At 70.2% G+C, this 16,721-nt stretch carries 16 protein-coding genes; 7 read left to right on the top strand and 9 right to left on the bottom strand.

The window, feature by feature from the left end:
• Window positions 1-18: 18 nt before the first annotated feature.
• Entirely contained in the window at window positions 19-894 is an 876-nt protein-coding gene (locus OG609_RS26785) for an ABC transporter permease (RefSeq protein WP_327275157.1), read from the bottom strand.
• A complete protein-coding gene (locus tag OG609_RS26780; protein ID WP_327275156.1) occupies window positions 891-3,551 on the bottom strand; it encodes an alpha/beta fold hydrolase in 2,661 nt (886 codons plus the stop codon). Before OG609_RS26780 ends, OG609_RS26785 begins: the two co-directional genes overlap by 4 nt.
• A gap of 189 nt (window positions 3,552-3,740) precedes the next feature.
• Here OG609_RS26780 and OG609_RS26775 point away from each other — a divergent pair, with 189 nt between their 5' ends.
• Window positions 3,741-4,313: a hypothetical protein gene (locus OG609_RS26775; RefSeq protein ID WP_327275155.1), complete on the top strand. Its 573-nt coding sequence runs from the start codon at window positions 3,741-3,743 to the stop codon at window positions 4,311-4,313.
• 5 nt (window positions 4,314-4,318) lie between these two features.
• On the opposite strand, the gene OG609_RS26770 is transcribed toward OG609_RS26775, so the two are convergent.
• Complete coding sequence (locus OG609_RS26770; RefSeq protein WP_327275154.1) at window positions 4,319-5,041, bottom strand: DUF981 domain-containing protein; 723 nt, start codon at window positions 5,039-5,041, stop codon at window positions 4,319-4,321.
• 63 nt (window positions 5,042-5,104) lie between these two features.
• Complete coding sequence (locus OG609_RS26765) at window positions 5,105-5,710, bottom strand: DUF4291 domain-containing protein (protein WP_327275153.1); 606 nt, start codon at window positions 5,708-5,710, stop codon at window positions 5,105-5,107.
• Between the two features lie 230 nt (window positions 5,711-5,940).
• Between OG609_RS26765 and OG609_RS26760 the strand changes: the two genes are divergently transcribed.
• The 3 genes from OG609_RS26760 to OG609_RS26750 all read left to right on the top strand — a co-directional run bounded on the left by OG609_RS26760 (window position 5,941) and on the right by OG609_RS26750 (window position 8,176).
• Window positions 5,941-6,669, top strand: coding sequence for a VC0807 family protein (locus OG609_RS26760; protein WP_327275152.1), 729 nt, complete (start codon window positions 5,941-5,943; stop codon window positions 6,667-6,669).
• Between the two features lie 155 nt (window positions 6,670-6,824).
• Entirely contained in the window at window positions 6,825-7,757 is a 933-nt protein-coding gene (locus OG609_RS26755; protein ID WP_327275151.1) for a helix-turn-helix domain-containing protein, read from the top strand.
• Entirely contained in the window at window positions 7,754-8,176 is a 423-nt protein-coding gene (locus OG609_RS26750) for a hypothetical protein (RefSeq protein ID WP_327275150.1), read from the top strand. Before OG609_RS26755 ends, OG609_RS26750 begins: the two co-directional genes overlap by 4 nt.
• Before the next feature lie 275 nt (window positions 8,177-8,451).
• Here OG609_RS26750 and mmsA read toward each other — a convergent pair whose 3' ends face one another.
• The 5 genes from mmsA to iolC are packed head-to-tail and all read right to left on the bottom strand — an operon-like array spanning window position 8,452 to window position 14,661.
• Complete coding sequence (gene mmsA / locus OG609_RS26745) at window positions 8,452-9,951, bottom strand: CoA-acylating methylmalonate-semialdehyde dehydrogenase (RefSeq protein WP_327275149.1); 1,500 nt, start codon at window positions 9,949-9,951, stop codon at window positions 8,452-8,454.
• 12 nt (window positions 9,952-9,963) lie between these two features.
• Window positions 9,964-11,853, bottom strand: coding sequence for a 3D-(3,5/4)-trihydroxycyclohexane-1,2-dione acylhydrolase (decyclizing) (iolD, locus tag OG609_RS26740; protein ID WP_327275148.1), 1,890 nt, complete (start codon window positions 11,851-11,853; stop codon window positions 9,964-9,966).
• Complete coding sequence (iolB, locus tag OG609_RS26735) at window positions 11,850-12,731, bottom strand: 5-deoxy-glucuronate isomerase (RefSeq protein WP_327275147.1); 882 nt, start codon at window positions 12,729-12,731, stop codon at window positions 11,850-11,852. Before iolB ends, iolD begins: the two co-directional genes overlap by 4 nt.
• Window positions 12,728-13,663, bottom strand: coding sequence for a Cgl0159 family (beta/alpha)8-fold protein (locus OG609_RS26730; protein ID WP_327275146.1), 936 nt, complete (start codon window positions 13,661-13,663; stop codon window positions 12,728-12,730). Before OG609_RS26730 ends, iolB begins: the two co-directional genes overlap by 4 nt.
• On the bottom strand, window positions 13,660-14,661 hold the full coding sequence (gene iolC / locus OG609_RS26725; RefSeq protein ID WP_327275145.1) for a 5-dehydro-2-deoxygluconokinase: 1,002 nt from the start codon (window positions 14,659-14,661) through the stop codon (window positions 13,660-13,662). The genes OG609_RS26730 and iolC overlap by 4 nt, the downstream gene beginning before the upstream one ends.
• A gap of 132 nt (window positions 14,662-14,793) precedes the next feature.
• Between iolC and OG609_RS26720 the strand changes: the two genes are divergently transcribed.
• The 3 genes from OG609_RS26720 (at window position 14,794) to OG609_RS26710 (ending at window position 16,714) form a co-directional block, all read left to right on the top strand.
• Window positions 14,794-15,720 carry a sugar phosphate isomerase/epimerase family protein gene (locus tag OG609_RS26720; RefSeq protein ID WP_327275144.1) on the top strand — a complete coding sequence of 309 codons (927 nt, stop codon included), beginning with the start codon at window positions 14,794-14,796 and terminating at the stop codon, window positions 15,718-15,720.
• A gap of 139 nt (window positions 15,721-15,859) precedes the next feature.
• Window positions 15,860-16,273: a peptidoglycan-binding domain-containing protein gene (locus OG609_RS26715; RefSeq protein WP_327275143.1), complete on the top strand. Its 414-nt coding sequence runs from the start codon at window positions 15,860-15,862 to the stop codon at window positions 16,271-16,273.
• A gap of 243 nt (window positions 16,274-16,516) precedes the next feature.
• Window positions 16,517-16,714 carry a helix-turn-helix transcriptional regulator gene (locus tag OG609_RS26710; protein WP_093898674.1) on the top strand — a complete coding sequence of 66 codons (198 nt, stop codon included), beginning with the start codon at window positions 16,517-16,519 and terminating at the stop codon, window positions 16,712-16,714.
• Window positions 16,715-16,721: the final 7 nt, after the last annotated feature.

Here is a 16,721-nt window from a genome sequence, read left to right as displayed (position 1 = left end):
ATCGGCGGAAGGTCAAGCTCAGGACACGATGTCCTTACGACTGAACCCCCGGAAGGCGAAGGCGAACAGAATCAGGGCATAGGTCACCGAGATCGCCGCGCCCTTCGCCATGCCACCCCATTCCAGATCGGGCTGGAGCGCGTCCGCCCAGGCGAACTGCCAGTGCGCGGGCAGGAATTCGCGCCAGGACCCGAGTGCGGTGACGGCGTCCAGCACATTGCCGACGATGGTCAGCCCGACCGCCCCGCCGACCGCGCCCAGCGGGGCGTCGGTCTTCGTCGACAGCCAGAACGCCAGCCCGGCGGTGACCAGTTGGGAGACGAAGACGAACGCGACGACGAGCGCCAGCCGCGGCACGGTGTCCGAGGTCGCCAGCGCCCCGCCGGTGGGGAGTTCGAGCGGCCCCCAGCCGTACGCGGCGGCTCCCGCGGCCAGCGCGACGAGCGGCAGCAGCACCATCGCGGCCAGACTGAAGCCGAGCGCCACGACGAGCTTGCTCCACAGCAGCCTGGCCCGTGGCACGGGCGCCGCCAGCAGATAGCGCAGCGAGGACCAACTGGCCTCGGAGGCGACGGTGTCCCCGCAGAACAGCGCCACCGGGACGACGAGCAGGAACCCCGCGGACACGAACAGGCAGGTCGCGGCGAAGTTCGCGGCGGACGCGGTCGCGGTGTCCATCAGGGTCAGCCGGTCGCCGCCGCCCCGGGAGGACGGCGTGCCGCCGATCGCGAACGCGGTGATCAGGATGAACGGCAGCGCCGCCAGCACCCCGCCCATGAGCAGGGTGCGGCGCCTGCGCAGCTGACGTACCGCCTCGACGCGCAGCGGCAGAGTGTGCCGGGCACGGTAGCCGGGGGCCTCCGCGGCTTCTGTGACATCGACTGCGGCACTCATGCGGAGCCTCCGGAGATCAGGGTGAGGAACGCGTCCTCCAGGCGGCGATGCGGCCCGGCACCGGTCAACGGCATGTCCAGCCGCACCAGTTCGGCGATCAGCTCGGACGAGGTGGCGCCGTCGAGCCGTACGAGCAGTCCGCGGCCGTCGTCCGTACGGACGGCCGAGCCGATCCCCGGCAGTGCGGCGACCTTGCCCACAAGGGGTTCGGCCACGTCCTGCGCGCTGGTGACGAGCAGCATGTCGCCGGAGCCGGTGATCTCGGCGACCGGGCCCGCCTGGACGAGCCGGCCGCGGTCCATGACCACGAGGTGGGTGCAGGACTGTTCGACCTCGGAGAGGAGGTGGCTGGAGACGATGACGGTCCGGCCCCCGGCCGCGTACCGGATCATCACGTCGCGCATCTCGCGGATCTGGGGCGGGTCGAGTCCGTTGGTCGGTTCGTCGAGGATGAGCAGGTCCGGCATGCCGAGCATGGCCTGGGCGATGGCGAGCCGTTGCCGCATGCCTTGCGAGTACGTACGGACGGCGCGGGCCAGCGCGTCGCCGAGCCCGGCGATCTCCAGGGCCTCCTCGATGTACGCGTCCTCGGCGGGCCGCCCTGTGGCCTGCCAGTACAGCTCCAGGTTGGCGCGCCCGGACAGGTGCGGCAGGAAGCCGGCTCCTTCGACGAACGAGCCGACGCGGGACAGCACGGGCGCTCCCGGCCGGATGGCCTGCCCGAAGACGCGGATCTCGCCGTCGTCGGGCGTGATGAGCCCCATCAGCATGCGCAGGGTGGTGGTCTTGCCCGCGCCGTTGGGTCCGAGGAGGCCGAGCACCTGCCCCTTCTCGACCCGGAAGGACAGTTCCTTCACGGCATACCTGTCGGCGGACCTGGCGTACTTCTTCGACAGGCCGGTGATCTGGAGAGGCACCCCGGCGAGCGTCGGATCGGGTGCGGGGGTCGCGGTGCGGCGGCGGGCGGTGAGCAGCAGCAGGGCGGCGATCACGACAGCGGCGGCCGGGAGCCCCCAGGTCCACCAGGGCAGGGTGGCCGCTGCGGTCTTCAGGGCCGGGGCGGTGGGGACGTTCAGCGGGCCGGCGGCGGTCACCTTGTACGTCGTCGGCTCGGCCGGTGAGGCGTAGCCGAGGTCGGTGGCGGAGAGGACCAGGCGGAGCCGGTGTCCTGCGTCGAATTGGTGGTCGATGGCGGGGAGCGTCAGCTGCACGCCCTTGCCCTGCTGGGACTGCGGAATCCGGAAGGGTGCGACCAGCTCGGAGGGCAGCACCTGCCGCTTGCCGTCCGGCGACACGTCGTACACCTTCCCGAACAGCACGGCGTCGCCCCGTTCCGCATCGACGACGACCCGCACGGTCGGTGAGCCGGTGACGTGCAGGGACTTGTCCAGCGGGGCCGAGTCGAAGCGGGCGTACTGCCCGGGGAAGTCGATCGAGAGGCCGACGCCGAGGGACGACAGCTGGGAGAGACCGCCGCCGACGCCGGGAACGGCCGAGATGGCGGGCGGGTTGGCGCCGGCCGGGTTACGGAACGTCTGCGTCCGGCGCCCGAGGTCGATCGTTTCTCCTCCGCTGCTCAGCCCCGGATACGTATCGCTGCTCGCCCCACGCGTGAGGGCGGCCCCGTCGGTGGAGTCGATACCTCCGGTCCGGGTGACGCGGAAGCCGGGCCCGGTGTCGGCGCCCTTGTCGCCCTTCAGATACCGGTCGAACCATCCGCCGATCCGCTGCCGCACCCGGTCGGTCTCCAGGTCACCGCCGTCGTGCCCACCGGCGATCCAGTCGACGGCGACCGGCGCACCGTTGCCTCTTATCGCCTCGGCCATGGCGTCGGCCTGGCCGAGCGGGAAGAGGGAGTCGGACTGCCCCTGCACGATGAGCGCGGGCACCTTGATCCGGTCGGCGACGGCGCTCGGGGAACGCTCGGTCAGCAGCGCTCGCGCGGCGGCGTCCGGCTTCCCGCTGACGGCGACCCGTTCGTACATGTCGCAGAGCTGCTTCTCGAACTTCTGGCAGCCGCCACCGGTGGTGACGAAGATTCCGGCCCAGAGCTTCTTGAAGACCCCGTCGGGGAAGAGGGCGTCGGCCAGGTTCCAGTAGGTGATCTGCGGTGCGATGGCATCGACGCGCTTGTCGTACCCGGCGGCGAGGAGCGAGACGGCTCCGCCGTAGGAGGCCCCGGTGACCCCGACCCGGGGGTCGCCCTTGGCGTCGAGCTCCACCTCGGGCCGGTCCGCCAGCCAGTCGATCAGCCGGGACACGTCCTTGACCTCCCGGTCGGGGGCGTTGAGTGCGATCTCCCCGCCCGACTTCCCGAACCCGCGGGCGGACCAGGTCAGCACGGCGTACCCGGCACCGGCCAGTTGTTCGGCCTGCGCCCGTACATCGTTCTTGCTGCCGCCGAATCCGTGCCCGATCAGCACGGCGGGCCTGCGCTGCGTGCCCCCGGTGGTGAAGTAGGAGGTGTCGATGGACACGCCGTCCACGCGCATCATCCGGTCCTGGCGGTGCACGGCGGGCCCGCCGTCGTCGGCAGTGGCGGTCCAGGTGCCCGCACCGGCCAGCACGACGAACGCCGCGAGGCCCGCGGCCCACCGGCCGCGTTTGCGGGGCAGCAGTCCCCGCCACCGGGACGTACGCGCAATAGGGGTCTCCATGGTTCACGACCCTAAGCCGACAGTCGCGGTGCACGGGCAACCGCCAGGAGGAACTCTCCGGCCTTCTTGCGGCGTACGGCACACCCCGCCGTACTCCATGCGCGGTATGCCGCGCCGTTCGGGCGGGCGCGTTCGACACGGCCGCGCAATCGGATCGCGTGAGCTCTCGTGGGCTGGCACCCTGCCGACATGAATCACGCAGAGGTACTGCTCATCGGCGGGCGCGCGGGCGTAGGCAAGTCGACCGTGGCCTGGGAGGTTTCGGCGCAACTGCGGGCCGTCGAGGCGGCGCACGCGGTCGTGGAGGGCGATCTGATGGGCCAGGTCCATCCGGCGCCGGAGGGCGATCCGCACCGCGCGGGGATCACCGAGCGCAATCTGACGGCGGTCTGGTCCAACTTCGCGGAACTCGGCTACCGGCGTCTGATCTATACGAACACGGTGAGCGTGCTGCCGGAGTCGGCGGTGATGTTCGAGCGTGCGATGGGTGCGGATGTACGGATCGTCCGCATCCTGCTCACCGCCTCCGATGCCACGACGTACGGCCGGCTCTCGGGACGCGAGATCGGCTCGGAACTGGACCGTGAGGTGGCGAACAGCGTCCGCAAGGCCCGTCTCCTGGACGAGCATGCACCGGCGGACACGGTCCGGGTGGCGACGGACGGGCGGAAGGTGACGGACATCGCGCGCGAGGTGGTGGCCGCCACGGGGTGGGGGGACCCGGTGGACCCGGCCGTCCGACCGGGCCCACCGTGGTCCTGAGTGACTCACATGGTGTTGACGATGAGGCCGATGTGGGTGAAGTAGTTGAGCCCGCCGAAGAGCAGGAACGCCAGTCCGGCCAGACCCCAGACGACTCCGATGACTGGAGCCATCCAGCTCTTGGGCCGGTGCAGCGCGAACGGGAAGAGGAGCGCGCCGATGCCCACGAGGACGTACAGCCCGGACATGAAGCTCGCTTCCACCATCGGCCACTTCGCGAATTCTCCGGAGATGGGTTCCTCGGGCGGCGCGGCGAAGAGGGTGTATTTCCAGCCCGCGGCGGCGATCCCGAAGCAGGCGAGCCCGAGGCCGAACACGAAGACGGAGATGGGCGAGGCGACGCGGGCCGTGCGGACGATGCGGTCGGCGCTGTTGAGTTCGGCGCCGCGTTTCCAGAGGTAGAAGGACGCGGCCAGCAGAAAGACGCCGAAGGCGAGTGCCGGCTCGCCGAAGATGACGTTGTCGAACGGGAAGCCCTGTCCGGCGAGCGGCCAGGTCAGGGTCATATGGAGGCCGGTGGTGACGAGAGTGAAGCCGACGGCCCCGAACGCCAGCACCCAGCCGTCGGGGGTGATGATGCGCTCGGACGCGAGGAGCTGACGCCCCAGCGCCACCACGAGCAACAGCCCGGCACCGGCGGCCACCGCCATGATCGTGTTGTACGTCGGCATCCTGGCCCAGTCGATCTTCAGGCCGGATGCCGCCAGGGGGATGGCATGGTGGGTCATGCGCGGAGCGTAACGCCAGGTATATCCCTTATAGGGCATTAACTCTTTTGCCCGGGTCACGGGTCAGGCTGTCGCCCCCGCCGGGAGCCCGGCGCCGGCCGACGGGTACGGGGACTCCCGCGGCAGGAGTTCCGCCGCGTCGTCGAGCCGCCCGGCCCGCACCAGTTCGTGGATCTGCCGGGCGAGCGGGGTGACGTCACGGATCGACACCGTCCACTCGTCCGCGTATCGCCGCGCCGCTTCACCGCAGAGCCCGAGCTGGAGGGAACGGTACGGAAGCCGGTCCAGGCGGAGGTCGCGCTCGGGGTCCCACTGGACACGGGCCGGGCTCCGGCGCAGGTTGCGCTGCCAGGCGGCACGGTCGGGGTGAACTCCCCTTACGTAATGCGAGAGTTCGGAGTTCGCAAGGGCCCAGTCGAAGCCCTCACGGGTGATCTCGACGGCCAGGACGGTCTCCTGGCCCTCCTTCGTGGCCCAGCCGCAGCGGTACATCATCCACAGGAAGCTCGGCTTGATCCATGTCATGCGGTCGCGCTTCCAGACTTCCGGGAAGCGCCCGTCGCGCACGGCCGGAAGACCGATGAACGGGGCGTACGCCTGATAGACGGTGACGGTCGTATCCGTGTACTGGGCGCGGATCTCGTGCTGTGGCCTGGTCGGGACGGTCATGACCTCATCACAGCACCGGTTCGACCGGCGCGGCGAGCGAGTTTCGGGTACGTCGGAGCCCCCCGGCCTCCTTCGAGCGGTGAGCAGCCGCTGTCACCGGCAGAGGCTGACATTCGTCATACGGACCTCGGTACACGCGGCTCTGCCGGGCACCGGGCTCCGGCGGCCAGTCTGTACGTATCGAGAGCGGGGCCGCGAAGGCGCCCGTCGATACGGAAGAGGAACCCGCCATGACCAGCCCGGCCGCCACAGCCACCGCCCCTGTCGCAGATGCTCCGGTCGCCGCCGCCCCGTTCGCTCCGCGCAAGGCGCTGCTGGACAGCATGATGCCGCTGCTCGTGGATGTGGGGGTGCCGCTCGTCTCGTACTACGCGTTGAAGGCGGCGGGCATGGGTGCCTTCGCCGCGCTGGCCTGGAGCAGCGTGGTGCCGGCCGTGCGCACCGTGTGGGGTGTCGTCCAAAAGCGCCGGCTCAACGGGCTGGCGGGGCTGATGGTGACGGTCAACGTGGTCGGGCTGCTGACGAGTCTGGTGGTCGGTGACCCGCGGCTGATGCTCGCCAAGGACAGCGGGGTGAGCAGCATCATCGGGATCGTCATTCTGGTGACCGCGCTGAAGGGACAGCCGATGATGAGCGCGGGGGTGCGGCCGTGGCTGACCAAGGGCGATGCGGCCAAGGACACCGCCTGGCAGCGGCTCTTGGCGGAGTCGGCGGCGTTCCGGCGGGCGGAGATGCGCTTCTCGGCGGTGTGGGGTGCGGCGCTGCTGGGTGAGTGCGTGGTGCGGGCCGTGGGGGCGTACACCGTGCCGGTCGGGACGATGGTGTGGCTCGGCACAGTGATCATGGTCGCGACGATGGTGTCCGCGTTCCTGGTCTCGGGGCGGGTGGGCGCTGTTCCGATGCAACGGATGATCGCCGAGGCGGTCGGTGCCGAGAGGACCGCGGACGGTACGCGTTGACATGGTGAGGCCGGAGAAGGGGAGCTGCTTTCGCGGCTCCCCTTTTCCGGCTGGGGCGGACGGGCCCTGGCACGCCCCGCGAGCCGGTGCAGCCCCTTCGAGCATTACCTGGGAGGTAATTGAGGTGGCCCCGCGCCGGTCATTACCGTCCCCGTATGGGCATGCGTTCCACAGAAGACGACGGAGTCCTGGGGCTGCTCCTGCGTGACCTGCGGCGCCAGAAATCGCTCAGCAAGCAGGTACTTGCCGAGCGGGCCGGCTTTTCCCTCAGCCATCTGAGGAGAATCGAGGCCTGCGAACAGACGCCCGACGCCGAGACGGTTCTCCACATCACCCAGGCGCTCGGGCTGCCGCCCGCGCAACGACAGCAGCTCGTCGCCCGTGCGACCGCGGCGGGAAGGCTGCGCTGGTACGACAGCGTCCCCCCGTTGCCGGCCGACGCTCGCCCGGTTCTGGAGAAGGTACTGACCGGCCATGAGCCGTATCCGGCCATGGTCACCGACAGCTGCTGGAACATCGTGGCTCTCAATCACACGATGGAAATGCTGATGAGCGATGTCGCCGCCCATCTCCTCACGCCCGCCAATTTCCTCCGCATCATTCTGCACCCGGAGGGGCTGGCGCCACATCTGACCAATCTTCCGCAGGTGAGATACCACGTCATACGAATGCTCCGGCGATGGAGCGCAATCACCGGGGACGGCCGCCTGCGGGAATTGGAAGCGTCCATAGCGGGCCTTCCATCGGCGCAGGATGCCGAGTTGGCCAAATCCGAGGAAGCCGAATCAGCCGTATCCGGGGAGGCGGACCGCCTGCTTCTGCCCATCGAACTGTACCGGGAGGGGCACCTGTTGACCTTCTTCCACATCGTCACCTCGTTCGGCGAGCGCCCCGGCACCCTCTTCTCCGATCTTCCGTCCGGTCCGCTGAGCGGCATCGCGCTCGAATCGTTCCTGCCGGCGAATACCGAGACCCGGTTCCTCCTCGGTTCGCCCGCCCCGGTGTTCCCCGATGCCGGGAGCACCTCCGGGCCCACTCAACACACACCTCCAGGTCAGCAGCATGACAACGAAAGGAAGACCTCATGATGTCGTCCCAGAACGCTGGTACGGTCCCGGCGACGGGCGTCGCCCGTTCCGACAGCCTTCTCCGATTCGCCCTCCTGGCGGACGTGATCCTGACCGGTGCGAACGGCATCGGATACCTCGCACTCGCCACGGTCCTGGACTCGTTCCTCGGCGTGCGCCTCTCGGTGCAGTACCCGGTGGGCGTGTTCCTCACCGTGTACGCCCTGTGGGTGCTGGTCGTCTCCCGCCAGGAGAGCATCAATCGCGGCGCGGTCGCCGTCATCATCACCCTGAACGTGGCCTGGGCCGTGGCCGGCGTCGCGGCTGTCGCCGTGGACGCACTGACCGCGACGGGAATCGGCAACGGCTGGATCGTGTTCCAGGGCCTGGTCGTGGCGGCCATGGGTGCACTCCAGTACGTGGGCCTGCGGCGCATGTGAGGGCGCGCCGGGCCCCGAAGGGCGTTCGTCCACCGCACTCACTGCCATCGCCTCCGACAGTTCGAGCCTCCGCAAGAGCCCCCCGTACCGCGCTTCGTGGGTGCCTGCTCCATTCCGGTCGACAAGCACGAGAGCAGTCCAGCGCCGTCGGAACGGCGGTACGGGCATGTGTCCCCGGAGTCGGCAACGCGTCAGCGCGGGGGTGCTGCGGGCATGGCGACGGCCCGTACGGATACAGCTTCCGTACGGGCCGTCGGTGCAGAAGGGCAGTGGAGTCAGTGGTTGCGCGGGAAGCCCAGGTCCACGCCCGCCGGGGCGTCGGCCGGGTCCGGCCAGCGGGTGGTGACGACCTTGCCGCGGGTGTAGAAGTGCACGCCGTCGTTGCCGTAGATGTGGTGGTCGCCGAAGAGGGAGTCCTTCCAGCCACCGAAGGAGTGGTAGCCGACCGGCACCGGGATCGGCACGTTGACGCCGACCATGCCGGCCTCGATCTCCAGCTGGAAGCGGCGGGCAGCGCCGCCGTCACGGGTGAAGATCGCGGTGCCGTTGCCGAACGGCGAGGCGTTCATGAGGGCGACGCCCTCTTCGTACGTCTCGGTGCGCAGAACGCACAGGACCGGGCCGAAGATCTCGTCCTTGTACGCGTCCGAGTCGGTGGACACGTTGTCGAGGAGGGAGAGGCCGATCCAGTGGCCGTCCTCGAAGCCCTCGACGGTGAAACCGGTGCCGTCGAGGACGACGTCGGCGCCCTGGGCGGCCGCGCCCTTGACGTAGGAGGCGACCTTGTCGCGGTGGGCGGCGGTGATCAGCGGGCCCATCTCGGACGTCGGGTCGTTGCCGGGGCCGATCTTGATCTTCTCGGCGCGCTCCTTGATCTTGGCGACGAGCTCGTCGGCGATGGAGCCGACCGCGACGACCGCGGAGATCGCCATGCAGCGCTCACCGGCGGAGCCGTACGCGGCGGAGACGGCGGCATCTGCCGCGGCGTCGAGGTCCGCGTCCGGCAGCACCAGCATGTGGTTCTTCGCGCCGCCGAGTGCCTGGACGCGCTTGCCGTTGGCGGAGGCGGTGGCGTGGATGTAGCGGGCGATCGGGGTGGAGCCGACGAAGGAGACCGCGGCCACGTCGGGGTGGCTGAGCAGGCCGTCGACGGCGACCTTGTCGCCGTGCAGGACGTTCAGCACACCGTCCGGCAGACCGGCCTCGGCGGCCAACTCGGCCAGCAGGTTGGCGGCCGACGGGTCCTTCTCGCTGGGCTTCAGCACAAAGGTGTTTCCGCAGGCGATGGCGAGCGGGAACATCCACATCGGCACCATGGCCGGGAAGTTGAACGGGGTGATACCGGCGACGACACCGAGCGACTGACGGATGGAGGAGACGTCGACCCGGCTGGAGACCTGGGTGGACAGCTCGCCCTTGAGCTGGGTGGTGATGCCGCAGGCCAGCTCGACGATCTCCAGACCGCGGGCGACCTCGCCCAGCGCGTCCGAGTGCACCTTGCCGTGCTCGGCGGTGATCAGCGCGGCAATCTCGTCCCGGTGGGCGTCGAGCAGCGCGCGGTAGCGAAAGAGGACCGCGGTGCGGGCGGCCAGCGAGGACGTGCCCCAGGTGGCATAGGCGTCCTTGGCGGCGGCGACCGCGGCGTCGACCTCTTCGAGCGATGCGAGCGCGACCTGGGTGGTGACAGCGCCGGTGGCCGGGTCGGTGACCGGGCCGTAGTTGCCCGACGCACCCTCGACGGTCTTGCCACCGATCCAGTGGTTGACGGTCTTCATGACAGAACTCCTTCAAAGGTGGTGGCGTCGGTCGGCGACGTGACGGTCGTACTCTTCCCGGGCTTTCACGGCCGACGGCCGGGTGGCCGTTTCGGCTACGGGAACATCCCACCACGCCTGCGCCGGAGGGGGGCCCGACACTGTGTCTGCCGTTTCGGTCTCGACGTAGACACAAGTGGGACGGTCCGCGACGCGTGCCTCGGCAAGGGCTTCGCGCAGGTCACGCACGGTCTTGGCGCGCAGCACCCGCATCCCCAGCGAGCCGGCGTTGGCCGCGAGGTCGACGGGGAGCGGGGGGCCGGTGAAGGCGCCGTCCGCGGCACGGTGGCGGTAGGCCGTACCGAAACGCTCACCGCCGACCGTCTCGGACAGGCCGCCGATGGACGCGTAGCCGTGGTTCTGCAGGATGACCAGCTTCACGGGGAGTTCCTGCTGCACCGCGGTGACGATCTCGGTGGGATTCATCAGATATGTGCCGTCGCCGACGAGGGCCCAGACGGGGCGGCCGGGGGTGGCCAGCTGGACCCCGATCGCGGCCGGGATCTCGTAGCCCATGCAGGAGTAGCCGTATTCGACGTGGTACTGGTGCGGGGAGCGGGCCCGCCAGAGTTTGTGCAGGTCACCGGGGAGCGATCCGGCCGCGTTGATCAGGATGTCGTCCTCGGTGACGAGGGCGTCGAGCAGGCCGAGGACCTGGGCCTGGGTGGGGCGGGCATGCGGGTCCTCGGCGGTGAACGCGGCGGTGACGCGCTGCTCCCATTTCTCCTTGGCCTCGGTGTACTCGGTCTCGTAGGACGGGTCGACGCGGTGGTTGCGTGCGGCGAGCGCGGCGGTGAGGGCTTCGAGGGCGGTGCGGGCGTCGGCGACGAGGGGGAGCGCGCCGAGTTTGTGTGCGTCGAAGCCGGTGATGTTGAGGTTGAGGAAGCGGACCGACGGGTCGGAGAAGAGCGTGGCGGAGGCGGTGGTGAAATCGGAGTAGCGGGTGCCGATGCCGATCACCAGGTCGGCGGTGCGGGCCAGCTCGTCGGCGGTCGCGGTGCCGGTGTGGCCGATGCCGCCGACGTCGGCGGGGTGGTCGTGACGCAGGGAGCCCTTGCCGGCCTGGGTGGAGGCGACGGGGATACGGGTGGCGGCGGCGAACGCGGCGAGGGTCTCCTCCGCCGCGCTGTGATGGACGCCGCCGCCCGCCACGATCAGCGGCCGGCGGGCGCTGCGCACGGCCCGCACCGCCCGGTCGAGTTCGTACGGATCGGGGGCGGGGCGGCGTACGTACCAGATGCGCTCGGCGAAGAACTCCTCCGGCCAGTCGTACGCCTGCGCCTGCACGTCCTGCGGCAGCGCGAGCGTGACCGCGCCGGTCTCCGCCGGGTCGGCGAGGGTCCGCATGGCCTGGAGTGCGGCCGGGATCAGGGCCTCGGGGCGGGTGATCCGGTCGAAGTAGCGGGAGACGGGACGCAGACAGTCGTTGACCGAGATGTCGCCCGCGGACGGGACTTCGAGCTGCTGGAGCACGGGGTCGGCGGGCCGGCTCGCGAAGGTGTCCCCGGGCAGGAGGAGGACGGGGAGGTGGTTGATGGTGGCGAGGGCGGCGCCGGTCACGAGGTTCGTGGCGCCGGGGCCGATGGAGGTGGTGACGGCGTGCGCGGAGAGCCGGCCGGACTGGCGGGCGTAGCCGACGGCGGCGTGCACCATGGCCTGCTCGTTGCGGCCCTGGAGATAGGGCATCGCCCGGCCCGACTCGACGAGCGCCTGACCGACTCCGGCGACATTGCCGTGGCCGAAGATGCCCCAGGTGGCGCTGATCAGGCGCTGTCGCCGGCCGTCGCGCTCGGTGTACTGGCGGGACAGGAAGGACACCAGGGCCTGGGCGGTGGTGAGCCTGCGGGTGCGTGGTGCGCTCACGAGGTCGCCTCCGGTCCGTAGAGCGGGAGTCTGGGGTCCACCGGCTGCGACGGCCAGGTGTCACGGATCCAGCCGTGGTCGGGGTGGTCGCTGATCAGCCACTCCCGCTGCTCCCCCGGGCCCGCCATCACATTGAGGTAGTAGAGCGTGCGGCCGGGGGCGGCGATGGACGGACCGTGCCAGCCGTCGGGAATGAGGACCGCGTCACCGCTGCGGACCTCGGCGAGGACATCCGTACCGCCGTCCCTCGACGGCGACACACGGTGGTAGCCGAGGCCGTCGTCCTCCACCTCGAAGTAGTAGATCTCCTCCAGCACGGACTCGACGCCGGGGCGGTGCTCGTCGTGCTTGTGCGGTGGGTAGGACGACCAGTTGCCGCCCGGGGTGAGTACCTCGACGGCGATCAGCCGGTCGCACTCGAAGGTGTCGGCGGCGGCGAAGTTGTTGACCTGGCGGGAGCAGTTCCCGGAGCCGCGCAGCTCGACGGGTACCTCCGGCGCGGGGCCGTAGCGAGCGGGGAGTCGTCGCTCGCACTTCGCTCCTGCCAGGGCGAAGCGGCCTCCTGCGCCGGAGGCGATCTGTGCATGGGCGTCACGCGGTACGTACGCGAAGTCGGATACCCCGCTGAACACGCTTTCCCGGCCCAGCAGTTCAAAGATCTCACCTGAGGTGTGCACCGTACAGCCACCGGTCAACGGCAGAACGATCCATTCGCTCTCCCCGGTGACAAGCGTGTGAACTCCGCCCGGCCCCAGCTCCAGCACACGCAGGCTCGACCGGTCCCAGCCGGCGCGCTTCGGGTCGATGTCGAGGGCGTAGGGGCCGCTCGCCGCGCTCCCGGCGCCGAGGTGGTACCGCGGTTCGTTGTGCGTCGTCATACCCATTCCCTACTTGATACCCGGTCCCCGCCCGTTCCTCTCGGCTCCAGCAGCGATACGGCCGTGTCGACGGCCGCGGCCACCTCACCGTCGGCCGGGTAGAGCAGCGAACGCCCCACCACCAGGCCCTGGACGGTCGGCAGTTGCAGCGCCGTGCGCCACTTCTCGAACGCGCCGTCCAGGTCGTCACCCACCTCGCCGCCCAGCAGCACGGCGGGCAGCGTCGAAGCCTCCATCACCCGGGCCATGTCGTCGGGGTTCTCGGTGACGGGGACCTTGAGCCAGGTGTACGCGGATGTCCCGGCCAGCCCCGAGGCGATGGCGATCGAGGTGGTGACCGCCTCCGCGCCGAGGTCGTTGCGGACGTGGCCGTCCATGCGGCGGCAGAGGAACGGCTCGACGAAGACGGGCAGCCGGTGCGCGGCCATGGCGTCGATGGCACGGGCGGTGGCGTGCATGGTGTCGAGCGAGCCGGGGTCGTCGTAGTCGATACGGAGCAGCAGCTTGCCCGCGTCGAAGCGGAGCCGGGCGAGGTCCTCGGGGCGGTGGCCGGTGAAGCGGTCGTCGAGTTCGAAGGCGGCGCCCGCGAGTCCGCCGCGGTTCATCGAGCCGACGACCACCTTGTTCTCCAGTGCGCCGAGGAGCAGCAGGTCGTCGAGGATGTCGGCGGTGGCGAGGACGCCGTCGACACCGGGGCGGGAGAGGGCGAGGCAGAGCCGGTCCAGGAGCTCGAAGCGGTTGGCCATGGCCAGTTCGCGGTCGCCGACGGCCAGGGAGCCACGGGCCGGATGGTCCGCCGCGATGATCATCAGGCGGCCGCCGCTGCCGATGAGGGGGCGTCTGCGGCGTCGCGCGGCGGCTTCGGCGATGGCCTCGGGGTGGCGCATGCGCAGCTGGACGAGTTCGGAGACCGAGGAGGCCGGGGGCGTCATGGGGTGGCTCCGGTGGGGCGGGAGGTGACAGCACCTTCGGTCAGGGCAGCTTCGACTTCGTACGGGAACGGCATGGCGGACGAGCAGGCGAGCCGGGAGGCGACGATGGCACCGGCGGCGTTGGCGTACCGCATGATGTGTTCGGTCTCCCATCCTGCGAGCAGCCCGTGGCAGAGCGCCCCGCCGAAGGCGTCACCGGCGCCGAGGCCGTTGACGACCTCGACGGGCAGCGGCGGCACATCGGCCACCGTGCCGTCGCGGTGGACGGCGAGTACGCCCTTGGGGCCCTGTTTGACGACGGCCAGCTCGACCCCCGCGGCGATCAGGGCGCGGGCGGCCGCGTACGGTTCGCGCTCGCCGGTCGCGATCTCGCATTCGTCGAGGTTGCCGACGGCGACGGTGGAATGGGCGAGGGCCTCGCGGTAGCGGGCGGCGGGGTCGGACGCGATACCGGGCATTTCTTCTGTGGTGTCCCAGAACATCGGGCGCCAGTCGAGGTCGAAGACGGTGATGCCGGACCGGCCGCGGGCGCGCAGGGCGGCGAGGGTCGATGTGTGGCTCGGTTCGGCGCACAGCCCGGTGCCCGTCATCCAGAAGACCCGGGCGGACCGCACCGCGTCGAGGTCCAGCTCCGACTCGTGGATCTCCAGGTCGGGGGCCTTGGGCTGCCGGTAGAAGTAGAGCGGGAAGTCGTCGGGCGGGAAGATCTCGCAGAAGGTGACCGGCGTCGGATACGCGTCGACGGGCGTCACCCACCGGTCGTCCACCCCGAACTCCCGCAACTGGTGGTGGAGATACTCCCCGAAGGCATCCCGGCCCGTGCGGGTCACCACGGCGGTCCGCCGGCCGAGCCGGGTTGCCGCAACGGCGACATTGGTCGGTGAGCCGCCGAGGAACTTCCCGAATGTCTCGACCCGGGCCAGCGGCACACCGGTCTGCAGGGGGTAGAGATCCACACCGATCCGGCCCATGGTGATCACGTCGTACAGCTCAGGCATATGCATCCCTTCGACCGGCGACCGGGGCGGCTGCTCCCAGGTCTAGCCCTCCCCCGGAACCCTGTCAATGCTTTGTCCGGACATAAGGACGAATGATTGACACGCGTCTCCCGGGCCAGGAGGCTGGGCCGCATGACCTCCTCCGCATTGGCCCCGGCCCGTATCCGTATCGGTTCGGCACCCGACTCGTGGGGTGTGTGGTTCCCCGACGATCCGCGGCAAGTGCCCTGGCAGCGCTTCCTCGACGAGGTGTCCGCCGCGGGTTACGAGTGGATCGAGCTCGGCCCGTACGGCTACCTCCCGACCGACCCGGCCCGCCTCGTCGACGAGACCCGCCGCCGCGGGCTCACGGTCTCGGCCGGGACCGTTTTCACCGGATTGCACCACGGAACGGACGTCTGGGACCGGACCTGGGCGCATGTCGCCGACATCGCGGCACTCACCCGGGCGATGGGCGCCGGGCATCTCGTGGTCATCCCGTCGTTCTGGCGCGACGACAGGACGGGCGAGGTCCTGGAGGACCGCAGCCTCACCGCGGAGCAGTGGCGCAGCCTCACCACCCAGACGGAGCGGCTGGGCCGCGAGGTGCAGGACCGTTTCGGACTGCGCATCGTCGTCCATCCGCATGCCGACACCCACATCGACACCGAGGAGCACGTCAGCCGCTTCCTCGACGCCACCGATCCCGAACTGGTCTCGCTCTGCCTCGACACCGGCCACTACGCATACTGCGGCGGCGACAGCGTCAAGCTGATCGAGACCTACGGCGAACGGATCGGCTATCTGCATCTCAAGCAGGTCGACCCGGAGATCCTGGCCGAAGTCGTGGCGGACGAAGTGCCGTTCGGCCCCGCCGTGGCGCGCGGAGTGATGTGCGAACCGCCGGGCGGGATGCCCGCGCTGGAGCCCGTACTCGCAGCCGCCCGCAAGCTGGACGTCGATCTCTTCGCCATCGTCGAGCAGGACATGTACCCCTGCCCGCCCGACAAGCCCTTCCCCATCGCCCGCCGCACCCGGGACTTCCTCCGCTCCTGCGGCAGCCCGCACCGGGAACCCTGACACGCCGAACGGCCCCGGGAAGTGACGTAGTGGCGGTACGCGGTGTTGTCCTCGATGAGAGTCGGTGCGCGGCCCCCGCCGCGCCCCACCACCACCGCACACACCACCGCACACACCACCGCACCAGGAGCAACTCGCCATGATCCGGAAAATGTTGTCGTCCCGCAGGACGGCCGGGACCTCGGCCCTGGCCGTCGTCGCTCTGGCCGCCGCCCTCGCCGCTGCCCCGGGCGCCTCGGCCGACGAGCACAACCCGCCGCCACCGCCCGGCTCGAGCCCCGTCTGCGTCTTCTACGACGGCGACGGGCTCACCGTGTACGGCGACCAGGGCGATCGGGTCTCCCAGGTGCAGTGCATGCTGGCCAACCGCCACTATCTGCCGTGGTCGGCGCTCGACGGAACGTTCGGACCGCAGACCCTCCTCGCCGTACAGCGCTTCCAGGCGGACAATCCGCCGCTCGTGCCGGACGGCCTGGTCACCCCGGTCACCTGGTCGGCGCTCTGGCACGCGGGACCGACCCGCACGACCCCTCTCCCCTATCCGCCGGCGTAACCCGGCACGCCGGACCCCTCTCCCATAGCCCCTGGCGCCATGCACGCCTTCTGTAACAGAGATCACCTCCTCGTCACATATGTCTCCGTTACGCGGGTCTTCCGTCACAGGCGCTCGACAGCCCCTCCCCGGAACTCTCCCCCTCTCGTTGCACCGGACGCAGGCTGAACGATCGTCAGCGTTCGCGCCGCAGCTCCCCCGACGGCCTGCCCGGCTGCGCTGCGGCGCAGAGAGGTGTCATACATGACGGACAGAAGACTCTGGTCCTACAAGGACATTGCCGCGCACATCCGGGTACAGCCGGACACCGTCCGCTCCTACCGCAAACACGGCCTCCTCCCGTCACCCGACCATGTGGAGAGCGGCAAGCCCTACTGGTACGCGGACACCATCCGCGCCTGGGTCGCCTCAAGACCCGGCAACCGAGGACGCAGGGACTGACACCTCC

It is taken from the genome of Streptomyces sp. NBC_01224 (assembly GCF_036002945.1).
Lineage (GTDB): Bacteria > Actinomycetota > Actinomycetes > Streptomycetales > Streptomycetaceae > Streptomyces.
This window is presented reverse-complemented; position numbering and strand designations above follow the sequence as displayed.